Consider the following 16,309-nt stretch of genomic DNA (forward strand, 5'->3'; position numbering starts at 1 on the left):
GGAACACAGGAGCCGGCCCAGACCGGCAGGGGAAAACAATGAGCGAAGAACAGGGCTGGAGTGCCACGCTCGAAGGCACGACCTACCAGCCCGACCCGGTCAGCGCCGCTACCCATGCGGTGGTGATGCGCTATCACCAGGCCTGGCGTCGTCACGATATCGAAGCGCTGATGGCGTTGTTCGACCCACAGGTGGAGTACAACGATTTCTTCCAGGGGCGTCGGATCGCGCCGAATGAACTGCGTGACTACCTGCAGACCAGCATGCCGGCAGCGGGCGATGAGTCGCAGGTCTACACCGACCGGCTACGGGTGGACGGCGATACCGCCTTCCTGCAGTACCAGGTGACGCTGCGTGGCACCCAGGGACTGGTGTCCTTCCGCGCCACCGAGGCCTACACCGTGCGCGACGGCCGGATCATTCGGGTCAATGAGCACGCGGCGCTGATCGGCCAGCCGCAGAAAACCGCCAGCGAGCCGCAGCCGCGCATGGCGGACAGTCGCCTCGGGCTCTCCGCGCGGCAGCTGAGCCTGCTGGGCGGCGATATCCAGCAGTACTTCCAGCAGGCCCGGCCGTTCCTCAATCCCGACCTGGACATGCCCCAGGTTGCTGCGGCCACCGGCTACACGCGCAACCAGATTTCCTACTTCCTCAACCAGGTACTGGGCCTGAGCTTCTACCAGTACCTGAACCAGTTGCGCCTGCGTCACCTGCTCGGCCAGCTCGACGGCGCGACCAGCGTCACGCGTATCGACGAGCTGGCGCGGGCGGCGGGGTTCCGCTCGCTGTCGACCTTCTACCGCTGCTTCCGCGAGGAGACGGGGTTGTCGCCCAAGGCGTATCTGGAACAGAGGGCGGCTTCGTGATCGGATCGCTTCTGTAGGATGGTGTGGAGCGAAGCGATACCCATCAATCACGGGTGACTCTGCTGATGGCTATCGCAAGCTCCACCCATCCTACGCGGTGCCTGGCCCGCTCCGCGCGTGCCCGCATGCACGGCGCCCGCGTTATCAATCCCGCACCCATTTCCCTATGCTCGGCCGACAAGCATTCCAACAAGCTCAGGAGACCTTCGCATGCGCGACCAGCTCTATATCGACGGCCAGTGGCAGGCGCCCGCGCAGGGCGGCCGCTTCGAGGTGTACGAACCCTCCAGCGAAGCGGTGCTGACCGAGGTCGCCGCGGCCACCGGCGAGGATGTGGACTGTGCCGTGCAGTCTGCGCGCCGGGCTTTCGACGAAGGCGAGTGGGGCCGCAGCAGCGGGAAGGAGCGCGCCGGCTACCTGCGCGCCATCGCCGACAACCTGCGTGGCCGCCGCGAAGACCTGGCTCGCCTCGAGGTGCAGGACAACGGCAAGCCGCTGCCCGAGGCGCAGTGGGATATCGACGACGCCATCGGCTGCTTCGATTACTACGCCGAGCTGGCCGAAGGGCTGAACGACGAGGGTGAGGTGGTCGCACTGCCCGACGAGCGTTTCGCCTGCCGTGTGCTGCGCGAACCGGTCGGCGTAGCCGGACAGATCATCCCGTGGAACTACCCGCTGCTGATGGCTTCGTGGAAGGTCGCGCCGGCGCTGGCGGCGGGTTGCACCGCGGTGCTCAAGCCGTCCGAGCTGACGCCGCTGACCGCCCTGGAACTGGCCGCTGCCGCCGATGCGGTCGGCCTGCCCAAGGGCGTGCTCAACGTGGTCACCGGTCTCGGGCGTGACGCCGGCTCGCCGCTCTCGGCGCATCCGGGCGTGGACAAGCTGGCCTTCACCGGCAGCGTGCCGACCGGGCGCGCGATCATGCAGGCGGCTGCCCAGGACATCAAGAACGTCAGCCTGGAGCTGGGCGGCAAGTCGGCCTTCATCGTCTTCGATGACGCCGATGTCGAGGCCGCCGTGGAGTGGATCCTCTTCGGTATCTTCTGGAACCAGGGCCAGGTGTGCAGCGCCACCTCGCGCCTGCTGGTGCAGGACGGCCTGCATGATCGGCTGATCGAGCGCCTGGTGGAGGAAACCCGCCGCATCACCATCGGCAATGGCCTGGAGTCGGGCGTGCTGCTTGGCCCACTGGTCAGTGCCGGTCAGCACGCCAAGGTGCTGCAGGCCATCGAGGCCGGCGTACGCGATGGCGCCAAGCTGGCCACCGGTGGCAAGCGTCCGGTGCATCGGGACAAGGGCTGGTTCGTCGAGCCGACCGTGTTCATCGACGCACCGCTGGACAGCGCCGTCTGGCGCGAGGAGATCTTCGGACCGGTCCTCGCCGTGCGCCGCTTCAAGGACGAAGCCGAGGCACTGCGCCTGGCCAACGACAGCCAGTTCGGCCTGGCGGCTGCAGTGATGTCCGTCGACCCCGCGCGCTGCCAGCGGGTGAGCCGTGGCCTGCGTGCGGGCATCGTCTGGGTCAACTGCTCGCAGCCGACCTTCACTCAGGCGCCGTGGGGCGGCTACAAGCAGAGCGGCATCGGCCGTGAGCTGGGTGTATGGGGCCTGGACAACTACCTGGAGACCAAGCAGGTCACCGAGTACCTCAGCGACCAGCCGTGGGGGTGGTACATCAAGTGATGTGATGGGGCGGCGGATAACCTGTTCCAGGTTATTCGCCCTACGCCGACATTCCCCTGTAGGGCGCATAACGCGCCAGCGTTATCCGCCGTTGGCTGCGTTGTCGTTCGTTCTTCTGCGCCGCTTCGGTGCGCGCGCGGATATCGTATTTCGCCCCTCGGGCGAGTCACGTCTTCCAAACGCCGGAAGGCCGCCCCCAAAGAAGTAACCAAGAAGGCTTGCCCCGGACATCCGGTTTTTCGCTTGGGGCGAAAAATACCCTCGTTCAAGCGACGTTTCAGGGGCACGCCACGACGGGCCATCCCTGGCCCATCGTGGCTCTTGCGACATCCATGTCGCTCAACCCCTGAAACTCCGCTCCAACGAGCCCTCCTGAACGGGGCGTTCGGAGTGCGCGGGTATTTCTCTGGAAGTCTTTAAGAGCCAAAGCCAGAGCAGGAATGGAGTGGGTGTAGGGCTTTTCGTAGGAGCGAGCTTGCTCGCGAACCGCACGGCACGGCATCCACCGCTGGAGCACCGCAGCCCCGCCTCAGACCAAGCCCTTCCCCTGCAAATGCTCGCGCAGGTAGTCGATGAACACCCGCACCTTGCGTGTGCTGCGCCGGTGCGGCAGGTAGAGCACATGCACCCAGGGCCCGAATGCGCTCTGGTCGCGCCAACAGTCGGGCAGTTGCTCCACCAACTCGCCGCGTTCCAGGTAGGGCTGTGCGCTCCACTGCGGCAGAAATTGCAATCCCTGCCCGTCCAGCAGGCAGGAGAGCAGGAAATCGTAGTTATCGCTGGCGATACGCGGCACCGGCTGGCGGATGCGCAGGCGTTCGCCGTCCTTCTGTACCCACCAGAAATTCCGGTTCAGCAGCGGGTGGCGGAAGATCAGCCAGTCGTGCTGCTCGTAGTTTTCCAGTGTCACCTCCAGACCTTTTTCCGCGAGGTATTTCGGGCTGGTGCAGAGCATCAGGCGGTTCTCGAGCAGCGGCTGGGCGATCACATCCGGCAGGTCGATGGGGCCGTCGCGCAGGGCGATGTCGTAGCCGCCTTCGACCAGGTCGACGAATTCGTCCAGCAGGTCCACCTCCAGGCGTACCTGCGGGTGCTCGCGCAGGAAGCGGCAGCACACCGCGTTGAAGAAGGCCGGGGCGAAGGAGGGCGGCGAGACGATGCGCAGGCTGCCGCGCAGTTCGGTCTGCAATTGCTCGACTTCCTCGCCGGCACGTTGCAGCTGCATCAGCGCCGAGCGCGCGCCTTCCAGGTAAATGTGCCCCGCTTCGGTAAGGGCCATGCGGCGTGTCGTGCGTTCGAACAGGCGCTGGCCCAGCTCGGCTTCCAGCTGCGCAACGCCCTTGGTGATGGCCGAAGGCGTCTTGCCCAGCTGTTCGGCGGCGCGGCTGAAGCCGCCGTGGTCGGCGGTGGCGACGAACATGGTGAGGGCGGTCATCTTGTCCATGGATTGCTTCCTGGTATTGCTTCCTGGCAGGAACAGAAGTTGTGCGGGAAGTCAGTGTTAAAGCGGCCGAGGCTTTTGCTTAACCTTCGTCGCAGATCAACAATAACGAAGGCTCTGCGATGAAACTACTGATTCCGGCGCTGGTGTCGGCGGCTTGCGCTTTTTCCTCGATGGAAACTATGGCCGCCGCTGACCTCATCTTCCATGGTGGCAAGGTCTACACCGCCGAACCCGGCCAGGCGCTGCAGCAGGCGGTGGCGGTGGAGAACGGTCGCATCCTCGCGGTCGGTTCCGATGCGCAGATCCTCACACTCAAGCAACCGGCGACGCAGGTCATCGATCTGCAAGGCCAGGTGCTGATGCCCGGCTTCATCGACGCCCACACCCATCTGGTCAAGGGCGGCCTGCAGATGCTCCAGGCCAACCTGGACAACCAGGACCTGCCGCTGGCCGAGTTCGAGAGCAAGCTGCGCCAATGGCGTGACGACGGCCGAGCGCGGCGTGGCCAGTTCCTCTATGTCGGGGGCGTGCCGACGGGGTTCTGGGACGACATCGGCGAATTGCAGCAACGCTTCAACCAGGGTGAATGGGCGAAGCAGCCGATTCTCCTGGCCGGCGGCGACTACCACACCGGCTGGGCCAACCAGGCGCTGCTCGACCTCGCCGGGATCGATGCCGCCAAGGTCAAGTCGCTGAAAGGCGAAGCGCAGGCCACCATCGGCCATGACGCGGACGGCAAGCCCAACGGCTTCCTGGTGGACGCGGGCCTCTACCCGGTGCAGGCGCTGTTGCCGCTGGCGAGCAACGATGAGCTGCTCAAGGCCCTGAAAGGCGCGCAGCGCTATTACCACGAATTGGGCATCACCGCCTGGATGGAACCGCTGGCGAACGAGAACCCCGGTGGCGACATTCACAACGATTCCGTCGGTGTGTTGCCGGCCTACAAGATGCTGGCGGAGGAGGGCGGCTTGACCGCGCACGTCGCCGCCTTGCTGATGGCCGATTCCAAGGCGACTCCCGCCGACCTCGACGAACTCGACAAGGTGCGCCAGCAGTTCCTCGGTGTGGAGAACCTGACCCTGCCGGGCATCAAGGTCTTCGCCGACGGCGTGGCCGAGGTGCCGGCGCAGAGCGCGGCGATGCTCGAGCCCTACAGCAACTCGAAGAAGTACGGCGAGCTGCTGATCGACCCCCAGCACTTTGGCGAGCTGGTCAGCGCCGCCGACGCCCGTGGCTGGCTGGTACACATCCATGCGATCGGCGATCGCGCGGTGCGCGAGTCGCTCAATGGCATCGAGCAGGCGCGCAAGGACCGCCACAGCGGCATCCCGCATTCCATCACGCACCTGCAAATGGTCAACCCGAAGGACTTCCCGCGCTTCAAGGCGCTCGATGTGATCGCCGCCATGCAGCTGTACTGGGCTGCCGCCGACGAGAACAGTGTCGACCTGGTCAAGCCCTACGTCAGTGCCATGGCCTTCCTGCACATGTACCCGGCGCGCTCGCTGCTGAAGAACGGCGCGACCCTTTCCGGCGCCAGTGACTGGCCGATCACCACGCCCGATCCGTGGAAGGCGATCTACCAGGCGATCCAGCGCGTCGGTCCGAAAGGTGTGCTCAACGCCGCCGAGGACATCGACCGTCAGACCATGTTCCAGGCCTACACCCTCAACGCCGCGCGCACCCTTCGACTGGAAAAGAGCATCGGTTCGCTCAAGCCGGGCAAGCAGGCCGACCTGGTCCTGCTCGACCGCGACGTGTTCACGGTCAAGCCCGAAGCACTGCGCGACACGCGGGTGCTCAAGACCTGGTTTGCCGGTCGCGAAGTCTATAGTCGATCGAGCGAGTAACGCTGATCCATCCGGAGTGCTCCGCGCTCCGGTGTCGTTTAAAAAAGCCATTGCAGGAGCCTTGCCGTGATTCTTCACACCTTCACCACCGACCTCCGCGACCCGCTGCAGCGTGGCCGGCAGATCGGCGAAACCTTCGCCGAGCAGATCCGCCAGACCGTGGCGCTGTACCTGGACTTCTTCCCGCGCGTCGGCGTGGAGCTGGACAAGGCTCGCGCCATCGGCGAAGCCAGCCTGGCCGCGCTGGCTGACTGGTGCCCGGCCCTGGCCAAGGAAGTCGAAGGCCTGGCCTTGGGTGTCGGCCTGCCGCTGTGGCAGTTGGCGGCGCTGAACGCGCGCACCGAAGTGCTGGCTGTGATGCCGGAGCAACCGGTGGAAGGCGAGTGCTCCACCTCCGTCTACGCCCCGGCCGGTGCCGTTGCGCCGCGCAGCCTGCAGACCTGGGACTGGCACGACAGCCTGGTGCCCCACGGCCTGCTGCTGGGCTTCACCGGCAGCGCCGGCCTGACCGCCAAGCTGTTCACCGAGTTCGGCATGCTCGGCAAGATCGGTGTGAACAGTGCCGGGTTGGGCGTGCACTTCAACATCCTGCACCACGCCAGTGATGACGGCAGCGCTGGCGTGCCGGTACACGCCATCGCCCGCCGCGTGCTGGAGGAGGCCACCAGCGTTACCGAGGCCATCGACCTGGCGCGTTCGGCGCGGGTCAGCGCCTCCACCGTGCTCAGCGTGTTTACCCGCAACGACGTGCGTGCCCGCGCCGCCAGCATCGAGATGAGCCCGGCGCACACCGCCGTGGTGGTGCCGCGCGAGGATGGCTGGCTGCTGCACACCAACCACTTCCTGGATGGCGAACTGAGCTGGGGCGAGCGCACGGCGGACGTTTCCACCACCTACGCGCGTCTGGAACACCTCAAGGCAGCCACCGCCGGCATGACCGGCAAGGCGCTGCGCGAACGTGCCGACGCCTTCTGCGGCACAGACGGCGACCAGGCGGTGGTGTGCTTCCATCCGGACATGAGCGAGCCGGACACCGAGCGCTGGGAAACCCTGCTGAGCATCGGCCTGGACACCACGAACTGCACCCTGGAGTACGTCGCCGGCACGCCGAAGAAACTGGCGGATGAGGGGTTCCTGCGGTTCTGAGACCGTCATGCCGGCCGCTTAGCCCCTCTCCCTGCGTATCACCCCCTACAAACCAACGCCTCCGTGGCGGCCAGCCGGCCGCCGCGCGGGTTTCGTGTTGCCACAAAAACAAGAGTGAACCGCCATGATCGACCACACGCCTGCCGAGCCGGGCTCGCGCTCGGCCTTTCGCACCTTCTGCGTCTCCGGCATGGGCACCGCGCTGGAATTCTACGATTTCGTCATCTACGGCTATGCCGCCGCGCTGATCTTCCCGCAGCTGTTCTTCCCCGGCATGGATCGTCTGACCGCCGTGCTGGTCGCCTTCGCGGCGTTCGGTGCCGGTTTCTTCGCCCGCCCGCTGGGCGGCGTGGTATTCGGTCACCTGGGTGACCGCTATGGCCGACAGAAAGCGCTGGTCGCCACCCTCGTGCTGATGGGCCTGAGCACCTTGCTGATCGGCTTCCTGCCGACCCACGCAAGCATCGGCGCGGCCGCGCCCATCCTGCTGGTGGCCCTGCGCCTGGTGCAGGGTTTTGCCGCCGGCGGCGAGTGGGGCGGGGCGGCGCTGTTCGGTATCGAGGTCGCACCCAAGGGGCGTCGTGGACTCTGGGGCAGCTTCACCAGCATGGGCATCGGTATCGGCGGCATCTTCGGCTCGGCGGTGTTCGCCATCGTCAGCTTCGCCTTCGACGATGACCTCAGCGGCATCGCCTGGCGCATCCCGTTCTGGCTTGGCGGCCTGCTGGTGCTGATCGGCCTCTATGCGCGCCTGCAGAACACCGCCGCGCAGCCCAAGGCCGCTCCGAAAGCCGACGCGCGCCTGCCGCTGATGGAAGCCTTCCGCCGCCGCCCGCGTGAGCTGCTGCTGTGCATCGGTATTGCCTTCGGTTACGTCACCATCGCCTACATTGGCAGCACCTTCTTCCTCGCCTATGCGACCGATATCGGCTACAGCAGCAGCCATGCGCTGCTGTTCGACTTCTCGCTGTCGGTGGCCATCGTCGCGTCCGCGCCGTTCTTCGGGCATCTGTCGGACCGTTTTGGTCGCCGCGCGGTGATGATCTTCGGGGCGGCGATCATGGCGCTGGGATTGTTTGCCTTCTTCCCGCTGATCGGCCTGCACAACCTGCCGCTGGCGCTGCTGGCCTACATCGCCGTGGGCTTCTTCATGGGCGCGACGCAGGGGCCGATCCCGGCCTTCCTTGCCGAGCAGTTCCCGCGGGAAATGCGCTATTCGGGGATTTCCTTCAGCTACCAGATCGGCGCGGCACTGGGCGGCGGAACGGCGTCGAGCATCGCCACCGCCATCCTTATCGCCACCGGGCGCAACCCGTTCGGCGTGGCGCTCTATGGCGCGGCGGCGTTGTTGCTGGTAGCAGTGTGTTCCTGGCTGCTGCGGGAAACCTCGCGCCTGCCGATGGAGATGATCGACCGCGACGATGCGGCGCCAGGCGCGGCGGCCGTGCAGGCGCTCAACTGACCGCGCGCGCCTTGATGCCAGGCATCAGGCCGAGCACCAGGGCGCAGCCGATCAGGATGATCAGCGCGCCGACGCCCTGCATCAGCGACAGGCTTTCACCCAGCACCAGCGCGCCCACCAGCACGGCGACCACGGTGACGACGAATTCCACGCTGATGGTTCTGGTCGCGCCGATGCGCGAGACGAGCTGGAAGTAGACGACGTAGTTCACCGCGCTGAGCACGCAACCGCAGAGCAGCAGGAAGAGGAAATCGACCGGTTGCGGCGTGCCCGGCACCGGCACCCAGATCAGCAGCGGCAGGGTCAGCAGGCCGCCGATCCCGAACGCGCCGCAGGTCACTTCCCAGGGGCCGGCGGTGCGCAGCTTGAGACTGGCGTAGTTGCTGCCGAAGGCGGCGCACACTGCACCGAACACCGAGGCCGCGCTGCCGAGGATGAATTCGTGGGTGATCGGCACTGCTGGGAAACCTACCAGCAGCACCATGCCGCAGAAGCCCAGCACCAGGCCGCCCAGGCCACTCCAGGTGATGCGCTCCAGGCCCCAGACGCGGCCGATGAGCATGGAGAACAGCGGAATCCCCGCGACGAAGATCGCCGCCATGGCGGTGCCGATGCGCGGGGTTGCGTAGGTCATGCCGATCAGTTGGCCGGCCACCGTGGTCGCGCCCACCACGCACAATGGCTTCCACAAACCCTCGAAATTCAGCCGGCGCCCGGACAGCTTCGCCACCGCGAACAGCGTGAAGCTGGCGATCAGCGCGCGGAAGCTGACGGCGCCGACCCAGCCGAAACCGGCAATGGCCTTGAGCAGCACGAGAAAGGACAGCCCCCAGCTGATCGCGAGGAACAGGTAGGCGGCAAGGTCGCGCGGTTGCATACGACTCCGGTGGCGCAAGGCAGAGAAAGGGCCACCAACGTGCGGCGGCCAATGTGGTAATTGGAATGTGGCTATCTTGCCGGGCGCCGAGGATGCTTGGGAAGGCGGCGTACCGACGTTTCGCTCTGCCAGCGGCCGGTTCCTGTCCGACGCGAGGAGCGGCAGCACGTCCATGGCCCCTTCAGAAACGCACCTGTACGGCGTCTCCACTGACCTCCGCCTGGCAGGCCAGGGTCCAGCCCTGTGCGATCTCCTTGTCGCTCAGCACCTCGTTGTGGCGCAGGCGGACCTCACCCGTCACGACTCTGCAGCGGCACGCTCCGCACTGGCCGCTACGGCATCCGGTCGGCGGCTGGAGGCCGGCACGTTCCAGGCTGTCCAGGAGTACATCCCCCGCGTAGCCGTCGACCTGAGCGGTCTGTCGGCTGAGTTCGACCTGGATGCGGTGGGTCACTGCGCCCGCTGGCGCCGGGAGCCGGCTGGGCCCGGCAAAGTGCTCGCGATGGACGCGATGGGGAGGCGCTCCGAGTTCGCGCAGGCAGTCGCTGGCCAGGTCCATGAACTCGGCGCTTCCACAGATGAACACTTCTTCACCTGCCCACTGCGGCAGGAGCCTCAGCAATTCCTCCCGATCAGGCCGGCCGTGCTCGTCGCTGTAGCGGTTGTGCATGCTGAAGCGGTGCGCGTGGTGTCGCAGCAGGGTCTGCAGCGAGGCGGCAAAGATCGCGGAGGCCGGCGACTGGTTCAGGTAGAGCAGTCGAACGCGGCCGCTGCCGTTCTCCAGCACGTCGCGCAGGATCGAATAGATCGGGGTGATGCCACTGCCGGCAGCCAGCAGCAGGACATCGCCTGACCGGTTGGGATGGGTGAACGAACCGGCAGGCGCCTTCGCGTGCAAGGTCGTGCCCGTTGCCGCTTCGTTCAGGAGCCAGTTAGAGGCCCGGCCACCCGGGACGCGCTTCACCGTGATCCGCAGGTAATCGTCGAGCCCCGGTGTGCTGGAGAGCGAATAGCAGCGCCACACCGGCAGATCACCACAGGGCACCTGGAGGTGGAGGTACTGACCCGGCTGGTAGGCCGGCAGCGGATGACCGGCAATCGCGGAAACCAGTTCCAGAGAGCGACTCTCCGCTGTTTCTTCCTGGATGGCTTGAACCCGCAGCGAGATCAGGTCGTCGCGCGCTGCCGTTCTGCGCCGGCCCGCCAGCAGCATCCAGGCAGGCTTGCGGGCAAACAGAAGGAGAAAACCCAGATGGGCGCCGACCAGCCCCAACGCGAGGTTGGCGAGGAACTCATGGGTGTCGGCGGAATCGACGGGGAGGCTTTCGCCATCCAGTCCGCTCAGCTTCCACGCATCCGGCAGCCCCAGCGGAATGGCCGAGTTGATGAAATCCACATTGTCGATCATCAGCCAGCCCAGCGCCGAGCACGTTGCCAGTGTGGCCAGCAGGGTAGCGGTCAGCGCCTTGCCGAACCGCGCTTTCGCCGCTCCCGTCGTGCGTCGAGGGGCAAGTAGCCGGGGAAATCCGTCGGCCGCACAGCACGCGGCCAGTAGTCGGCTGCACAACAGGGCGATGAGTCCATAGCCCAGCCATACATGCAAGGTTTCAGCGCTGTCGCCACTGAGATAAGTCCCCGCGAAAAGCGCTGCGAGCGACCAGTGATAGAGACGGAACCGATGGTACGGATTCATGCCGAGCACTCCCTTTCAAATCAGGAAAGGGTTCTAGGCGCACATCCTTAATTGTTCCTGAACCGCTCTGGCGCGGTATTTCAGCTTGGATTAAGAAAAAGACCATAGCGTTTGTGTGACTTTTCTGAGGGGGAAGTACCCATGCGCCAATCCATCTTGATTGCCACCATCCTGAGTTCGCTGTTCTCCGGTTTGTCCCTGGCCGCTGATCCAACGGCAATGCTCGACAACTATGCAAACCAGGCACGTCAGCAGGACCCGAATTTCGCCGGTTTTTCCGCTGAACGCGGCAAGGCCCTGTACGGGCGTGAAGAGCTCCGCGATGGCAAGAACATGAGTTGCACCACCTGCCACGGCGAGGACCCGATGAAGGCCGGCAAGACGCTGACGTTCCGCAAGATCGATCCCCTGGCGCCGAGTGCTGCACCCGCGCGCTTCACGGACGTGAAGAAAGTGGAAAAGTGGTTCCGGCGCAACTGCAACGACGTGTTCGGACGTGAATGCAGTGCTCGGGAAAAGGGCGATTTCATTTCCTGGATCAGCAACCTGAAGTAGCCGGAGCGCAGGACATGAACAGAAAAGGACTGTTGCTGCCGCTGGTACTGATTCCGTTGCTGACGGCTGCTGGCTGTCACGCCGATGGCGACGGCAAGCACGGTGACTACAAGCGCCCCAAACGGCTGGCCGTTTCCACCGACGCCCCGCAGGCCTGGCGCGAAGAATGCTCGGCCTGCCACCTGGCTTACCCGCCGGGACTGTTGCCGGCGGATGCCTGGAGGAAGCAGATGCAGGACCTGAGCAACCACTATGGCAGCGACGCAAGTCTTGATCCGGAAACGGAGAGGGTCATTCTTGACTACCTGATCCAGGCTTCAACGGGTAATCGCCTGCCGAGCGAGGGCGGGAAATCCGGCAACCCGCCCCGTATCACGGAAACGCGCTGGTTCCTGAAGAAGCACGACGATATCAGCGCTTCGACCTTCAGCCGTCCCAGCATCGGCAGCGCCGCTAATTGTGTTGCCTGCCACCGTGATGCGGAGAAAGGCGACTTCGACGAGGATCGGGTGAACATTCCCAAGGCATCGCGCCAGAACACCCAGGCGTCCAGCGTCGCCGGGCAGGCGCCGTCAGTGGAATACGCTCTGCCTCGCCCATCTGCCGCGAAGGGCTCGGGAGCCGGCAATAGCTGCAAGGTCACGACCATCACCTCCAGCATCGACTGTGGGACTTCGCTGGATGCGAGCAAAGAGCCCGCCGCCGTGATCGTCTGGACTCAGGCCGCCGACGGAACATGGACGTGCGTGTTCAGCGGTGCCAGCGATACCGGGCTCGCCCCGGAGAACTGCAGCGTCCAGGAGCCACGACAGGCGCTACGCCAGGAGAGCCTGATACTTCCGGGAGCCAAACGATCGACCTGGTAGCGCGTCGACGGGCTTTGCCTGATCGAGTCGAGTATTCGTCCTGAGGGCTCGTCATCGGCTGCGGCCGGGTTGTGCTCATGCGCAACCCGGCCTCGGCGTTTCAAGGCTCTCCGTGTGGGAATTGCAAACCGAACTACGCTCCTCCAGTCGATACCCTGGAGAGATCACGATGATCCGTGCACTGCTGAGCGCTTCACTGCTGGTGGCCCTGAGCATTCCGGCACATGCCGGGGTAGCAGCCTTCCCGGCTTCCTTTCGTACGCAAGACGTCGCCGTAGACGGCGCAACCATCCATGTGCGCACCGGCGGGCGTGGCCCGGCGGTCGTGCTGCTGCATGGGTTTGGCGATACCGGCGACATGTGGGCGCCGCTGGCCGCGGACCTGGCCAAGGACCACACCGTGGTGGTGCCGGACCTGCGCGGGATGGGCTTGTCATCGATCCCCCCCGGCGGCTACGACAAGAAGACCCAGGCGGGTGATGTCCGGGCCGTGCTGGCGTCGCTGGGGATCGAGCACTCGGTGGTCATCGGCCATGACATCGGCACCATGGTCGCGTATGCCTATGCCGCGCGCTATCCGCAGCAGACCGACCGCCTGGTGGTCATGGATGCGCCGGTTCCCGGTATCCCGCCATGGAGCGACATCGTTCGTTCGCCGCTGCTCTGGCACTTCGACTTCGGCGGCGCCGACATGGAGCGGCTGGTAGCTGGGCGCGAGCGGATCTATCTGGACCGTTTCTGGAACGACTTCGCCGGTGATCCGCACAAAGTGGACGAAGCCACCCGCGAGCACTACGCGAAGCTCTACGCGCGTCCCGGCGCGATGCATGCCGCCTTCTCACAGTTCCGCAGCATCCGCCAGGATGCCGTGGACAACGAAGCGTCGAACCAGACACGCCTGACGATGCCCGTGCTGGCGGTTGGCGGTGAGAAGTCCTTCGGCGCCAACGAAGCCATCGTCATGCGCAACGCCGCCGACAACGTCACCGAAGTGGTGGTGCCGGGCGCCGGACACTGGCTGATGGAGGAGGCGCCCACCCAGACGATTCAGGCGGTTCGCCGGTTCATCGCTCCCTGAGATGCGCTACCGGGCATGTCGGCATCAGCAAGGCCGAGGCGCCGGACGCTGTCAGGTCGTGGCGAGTCCCAGACTCGCGGTGCGCCGACGCTTCAGTCATTCCGGTACAGGATGTGTTCGGCCCCTGCTTTCATGACCGTGATCCCCTCGCGGCGTGGCAGGTTGCTGGGCACATTGATGTCCCAGGCAAGGCCCAGGCGCTCGAGGAGCCGGATGAACTGCCAGCCAAGGTCGATCTGTCCTGGATACAGTCCATGGCGGGCCGAGGCAGGGAACGCGTGGTGATTGTTGTGCCAGCTCTCGCCAAAAGTCGGAATGGCGGCAATGGGCACATCGTGTGCCTGTACCCCGGCGCCATCCACCTGCCAGGTCTGAGGGCCTCGGGTGTGGGCGAAATAGGAGATGAACCAATGCATGCTCGTGCAGGCCGCAACCCGGACCGACACGCCCCATATCAGCCAGGGCATGCCCCCGATTACGTAAAGGATAAGCGCAATGGGGAGCTGCTGGAGCATCCAGGTACGTTCAAGGAACTGATAGAAGCGGTCGCTGGCGATATCCGGACCCGGGTCGAAGCGCGGCGGGTGATCGAGCACGAGCTTGCAGTGCAGGTTGTACCAGGCGTCCTTGAGCAGGCCCTGGCGGTGGGCAAGATAGTCATGGCACATGGGCTGTCGCTGCGACCAGTCGCGGGTGTCATGCGTGCGGATGGTCCAGAGTGGACCGCCGATGCCGACAATGGTCCCCATCCACACCAGAACCCGCTCGGTGGATTTCGCGCACTTGAAGCTGCGGTGAATCAGGCGCCGATGGAAGCCCACTGAATGACCTGCACACAGGGTTGCGGCACTGAGGGCGAGGAAGATCAGGATAGCCCCCCAACTGAAATAGACCGGGGCGAGGATCAGTGCGCTTGCGAAAATGAAGCTGTTCCAGAGTGAACGCGACGTATCCCAGACAATGATCCCGGTCAGCGGGCTGGCGCCATCGTCCAGTACCAGCGAATTGACTTTATAGGCGCCGGCAGCGGCACCTGCGTGGGTGGACATCAGCATATCTCCGACACGGCCAAGGCGATGGCGACCAGCGGCAGCGCAACGACGCTCGCCGAACAGGCGACCAGGGCGAGGTACTCCGCGTAAAGCCGGGGAGTTGGAACTATGGGGCTGGACGGCAATATCTCGGCGCGTACCTCGGCCACAGTCCGCTCAAGCAGTTGCGAGTAGGAGTAACCGCGATACAGCGTCCGGCTGCGCTTTCCGCGCACGAAGGCGGAAAAACTGCGCTTGGGAATGGTGAAGGCGCCCAGGCTGACGAGCGGAAGACAAAACAGCGTGCTGAGCGGGTTGGGGTAACGGCCGGCGGCAAATTCCCACGCGGCCATCTCGAACTCTCCCGTAGGATGAAACGGATAGCCGGTGAGCACGTGGTGGATGTCATGGAGAGGCAGGGCTCGGCGACGCCATTCGAAATTCGGAAGGTAGACCTTCAAGTCGCGGCATCCCACGGGCGACCAGCGTTTGGCGCCGACACCCCCGTCGTTCGGGAATCCATGACGGCGATAGAACTGAGTAATCGCCTCTTTCAGTGAAGCATTCGGATCGACTTCCATGTCGCCTGACTCCTCTCAGATGTGCAGTGCGCGTGCATGCCATGCAAATGAGACCGCATGAGCGAGCTTGTCGGCGTGTCGCACGAGTAACGCCGTGACGCACGCAGCCAGAGTATGGACGCTCTCAAGGCCTGGGGAAGCCGAGCGTCCGTTGCCGGATTCTACGGGACCCTTCCTGCCTGGTTCGGTTACTGCTGCAACGCGCCACGCAGCAGCAGTCTCAGCCTCTGCGCGGCAAGGACGGAATCGCTTCCCAGGGCTACCAGGGGAACGCCCGAAGCGGCAGAAGCGATGTCCTGTGCCGCTTCTCCGATCAAGGCCAGCGGACATTCAATTGCCATCTGCAATCGCTCCAGGCGTTTGATTGCCTCCGCCGGTAACGCCACGTGGGCGAGCAGTACCAGCGCGGCCGGCTGCATCGCTGCGCAGATCAGCGGCAGCTCATCCAGGGGCGCCCCCGGCGCCAGGGCGTGGACGCGCAGATCATCGCCCCCCAGCAACAGGCCCGTGGCCAGCAACTCGAACTCCTGCGTGGTCCCGGCCGCATCGGCCAGCAGAACGCCGGCGCCGGCCGCGCGACTCATCTGCAGGCGCAGGAGGACGCGGGCGCGCAGGAAGGCATCGAGGAACGCCCATTGGCTGCGGGCGCCGAAGCCGTTGAGCGTCAGCAGGGAGTGCCACAGCGGCAGGAGGATCTCCTCCAGCAGTGTCGCGCTGGGAAAGATGCTGTAGGCCTGGCCGTAGAGCCGGTCGAGCTCGTTCTGGTCGAACGCCGCCGTGGCACGGGAAAAGGCGTCGCGCCACTGGGTGCGTTCATCGTCGGACTGGGCCGGCTCCTGCCGCTGGCGCTGGGCGAGCAACTCGCCGATCTTGCCGACCGCCATGCCCCGGCCGGTCCACAGCAGGATGTCCTGGATGGTCTGCAGATCCTGCGGGGTGTACAGACGATGCCCGCCATCGGTGCGCAGCGGGCTGACCAGGCCGTAACGGCGCTCCCACGCCCGCAGGGTCACCGGATTGACGCCGGTGAGGCGCACCACCTCGCGCATGGGCAGCAGATCGCTGGGGTCAACATCGGATAGGTCGTTCATGGCACGGCCAGGCGACAAAGGAGCCTGGATTGTAAACCAGCGGTGAGGTTTGTGGCTGAGCTAGGCAGTATCCGGTGGCCCGACTA

14 protein-coding genes are annotated in these 16,309 nt (G+C 65.3%); 8 read left to right on the top strand and 6 right to left on the bottom strand.

What is annotated here, in order from left to right; translation table 11 throughout:
• Positions 1–125: 125 nt before the first annotated feature.
• Both AC1ZV1_RS13600 and AC1ZV1_RS13605 read left to right on the top strand, forming a co-directional pair.
• Positions 126–866 carry a helix-turn-helix domain-containing protein gene (locus AC1ZV1_RS13600; protein ID WP_484297561.1) on the top strand — a complete coding sequence of 247 codons (741 nt, stop codon included), beginning with the start codon at positions 126–128 and terminating at the stop codon, positions 864–866.
• Between the two features lie 210 nt (positions 867–1,076).
• Positions 1,077–2,549 (top strand): aldehyde dehydrogenase family protein, encoded by a 1,473-nt coding sequence (locus tag AC1ZV1_RS13605; protein ID WP_484297192.1) that lies wholly within the window; start codon positions 1,077–1,079, stop codon positions 2,547–2,549.
• 529 nt (positions 2,550–3,078) lie between these two features.
• Here AC1ZV1_RS13605 and AC1ZV1_RS13610 read toward each other — a convergent pair.
• Positions 3,079–3,993 carry a LysR family transcriptional regulator gene (locus AC1ZV1_RS13610; protein ID WP_484297193.1) on the bottom strand — a complete coding sequence of 305 codons (915 nt, stop codon included), beginning with the start codon at positions 3,991–3,993 and terminating at the stop codon, positions 3,079–3,081.
• A gap of 119 nt (positions 3,994–4,112) precedes the next feature.
• Between AC1ZV1_RS13610 and AC1ZV1_RS13615 the strand changes: the two genes are divergently transcribed.
• The 3 genes from AC1ZV1_RS13615 (at position 4,113) to AC1ZV1_RS13625 (ending at position 8,451) form a co-directional block, all read left to right on the top strand.
• Positions 4,113–5,843, top strand: a complete 1,731-nt coding sequence (locus AC1ZV1_RS13615) for an amidohydrolase (RefSeq protein ID WP_484297194.1) — start codon at positions 4,113–4,115, stop codon at positions 5,841–5,843.
• A gap of 66 nt (positions 5,844–5,909) precedes the next feature.
• Positions 5,910–6,989 carry a C45 family autoproteolytic acyltransferase/hydrolase gene (locus AC1ZV1_RS13620; protein WP_484297195.1) on the top strand — a complete coding sequence of 360 codons (1,080 nt, stop codon included), beginning with the start codon at positions 5,910–5,912 and terminating at the stop codon, positions 6,987–6,989.
• Positions 6,990–7,113: 124 nt separating this feature from the next.
• Positions 7,114–8,451: an MFS transporter gene (locus AC1ZV1_RS13625; RefSeq protein ID WP_484297196.1), complete on the top strand. Its 1,338-nt coding sequence runs from the start codon at positions 7,114–7,116 to the stop codon at positions 8,449–8,451.
• Here the strand turns inward: AC1ZV1_RS13625 and AC1ZV1_RS13630 are convergent.
• Together AC1ZV1_RS13630 and AC1ZV1_RS13635 are read right to left on the bottom strand one after the other, a co-directional pair.
• On the bottom strand, positions 8,444–9,328 hold the full coding sequence (locus AC1ZV1_RS13630; RefSeq protein ID WP_484297197.1) for a DMT family transporter: 885 nt from the start codon (positions 9,326–9,328) through the stop codon (positions 8,444–8,446). The genes AC1ZV1_RS13625 and AC1ZV1_RS13630 overlap by 8 nt on opposite strands.
• 181 nt (positions 9,329–9,509) lie before the next feature.
• Entirely contained in the window at positions 9,510–11,021 is a 1,512-nt protein-coding gene (locus tag AC1ZV1_RS13635; protein ID WP_484297198.1) for a 2Fe-2S iron-sulfur cluster-binding protein, read from the bottom strand.
• A 141-nt stretch (positions 11,022–11,162) separates the two neighbouring features.
• Between AC1ZV1_RS13635 and AC1ZV1_RS13640 the strand changes: the two genes are divergently transcribed.
• The 3 genes from AC1ZV1_RS13640 (at position 11,163) to AC1ZV1_RS13650 (ending at position 13,520) form a co-directional block, all read left to right on the top strand.
• Positions 11,163–11,576 (top strand): DUF1924 domain-containing protein, encoded by a 414-nt coding sequence (locus AC1ZV1_RS13640; RefSeq protein ID WP_484297199.1) that lies wholly within the window; start codon positions 11,163–11,165, stop codon positions 11,574–11,576.
• A 14-nt stretch (positions 11,577–11,590) separates the two neighbouring features.
• Positions 11,591–12,442 (top strand): diheme cytochrome c, encoded by an 852-nt coding sequence (locus AC1ZV1_RS13645; RefSeq protein ID WP_484297200.1) that lies wholly within the window; start codon positions 11,591–11,593, stop codon positions 12,440–12,442.
• 169 nt (positions 12,443–12,611) lie between these two features.
• A complete protein-coding gene (locus AC1ZV1_RS13650; protein ID WP_484297201.1) occupies positions 12,612–13,520 on the top strand; it encodes an alpha/beta fold hydrolase in 909 nt (302 codons plus the stop codon).
• 92 nt (positions 13,521–13,612) lie between these two features.
• Here AC1ZV1_RS13650 and AC1ZV1_RS13655 read toward each other — a convergent pair whose 3' ends face one another.
• The 3 genes from AC1ZV1_RS13655 to AC1ZV1_RS13665 all read right to left on the bottom strand — a co-directional run bounded on the left by AC1ZV1_RS13655 (position 13,613) and on the right by AC1ZV1_RS13665 (position 16,223).
• On the bottom strand, positions 13,613–14,569 hold the full coding sequence (locus tag AC1ZV1_RS13655) for an acyl-CoA desaturase (RefSeq protein ID WP_484297202.1): 957 nt from the start codon (positions 14,567–14,569) through the stop codon (positions 13,613–13,615).
• Positions 14,569–15,132, bottom strand: a complete 564-nt coding sequence (locus tag AC1ZV1_RS13660) for a hypothetical protein (protein WP_484297203.1) — start codon at positions 15,130–15,132, stop codon at positions 14,569–14,571. Before AC1ZV1_RS13660 ends, AC1ZV1_RS13655 begins: the two co-directional genes overlap by 1 nt.
• 188 nt (positions 15,133–15,320) lie before the next feature.
• The gene (locus AC1ZV1_RS13665; RefSeq protein ID WP_484297204.1) at positions 15,321–16,223 is read right to left on the bottom strand and encodes a MerR family transcriptional regulator; all 903 of its coding nucleotides are present in this window, start codon (positions 16,221–16,223) and stop codon (positions 15,321–15,323) included.
• Between the last annotated feature and the right edge of the window lie 86 nt (positions 16,224–16,309).

It is taken from the genome of Pseudomonas sp. BB438, from assembly GCF_057180225.1.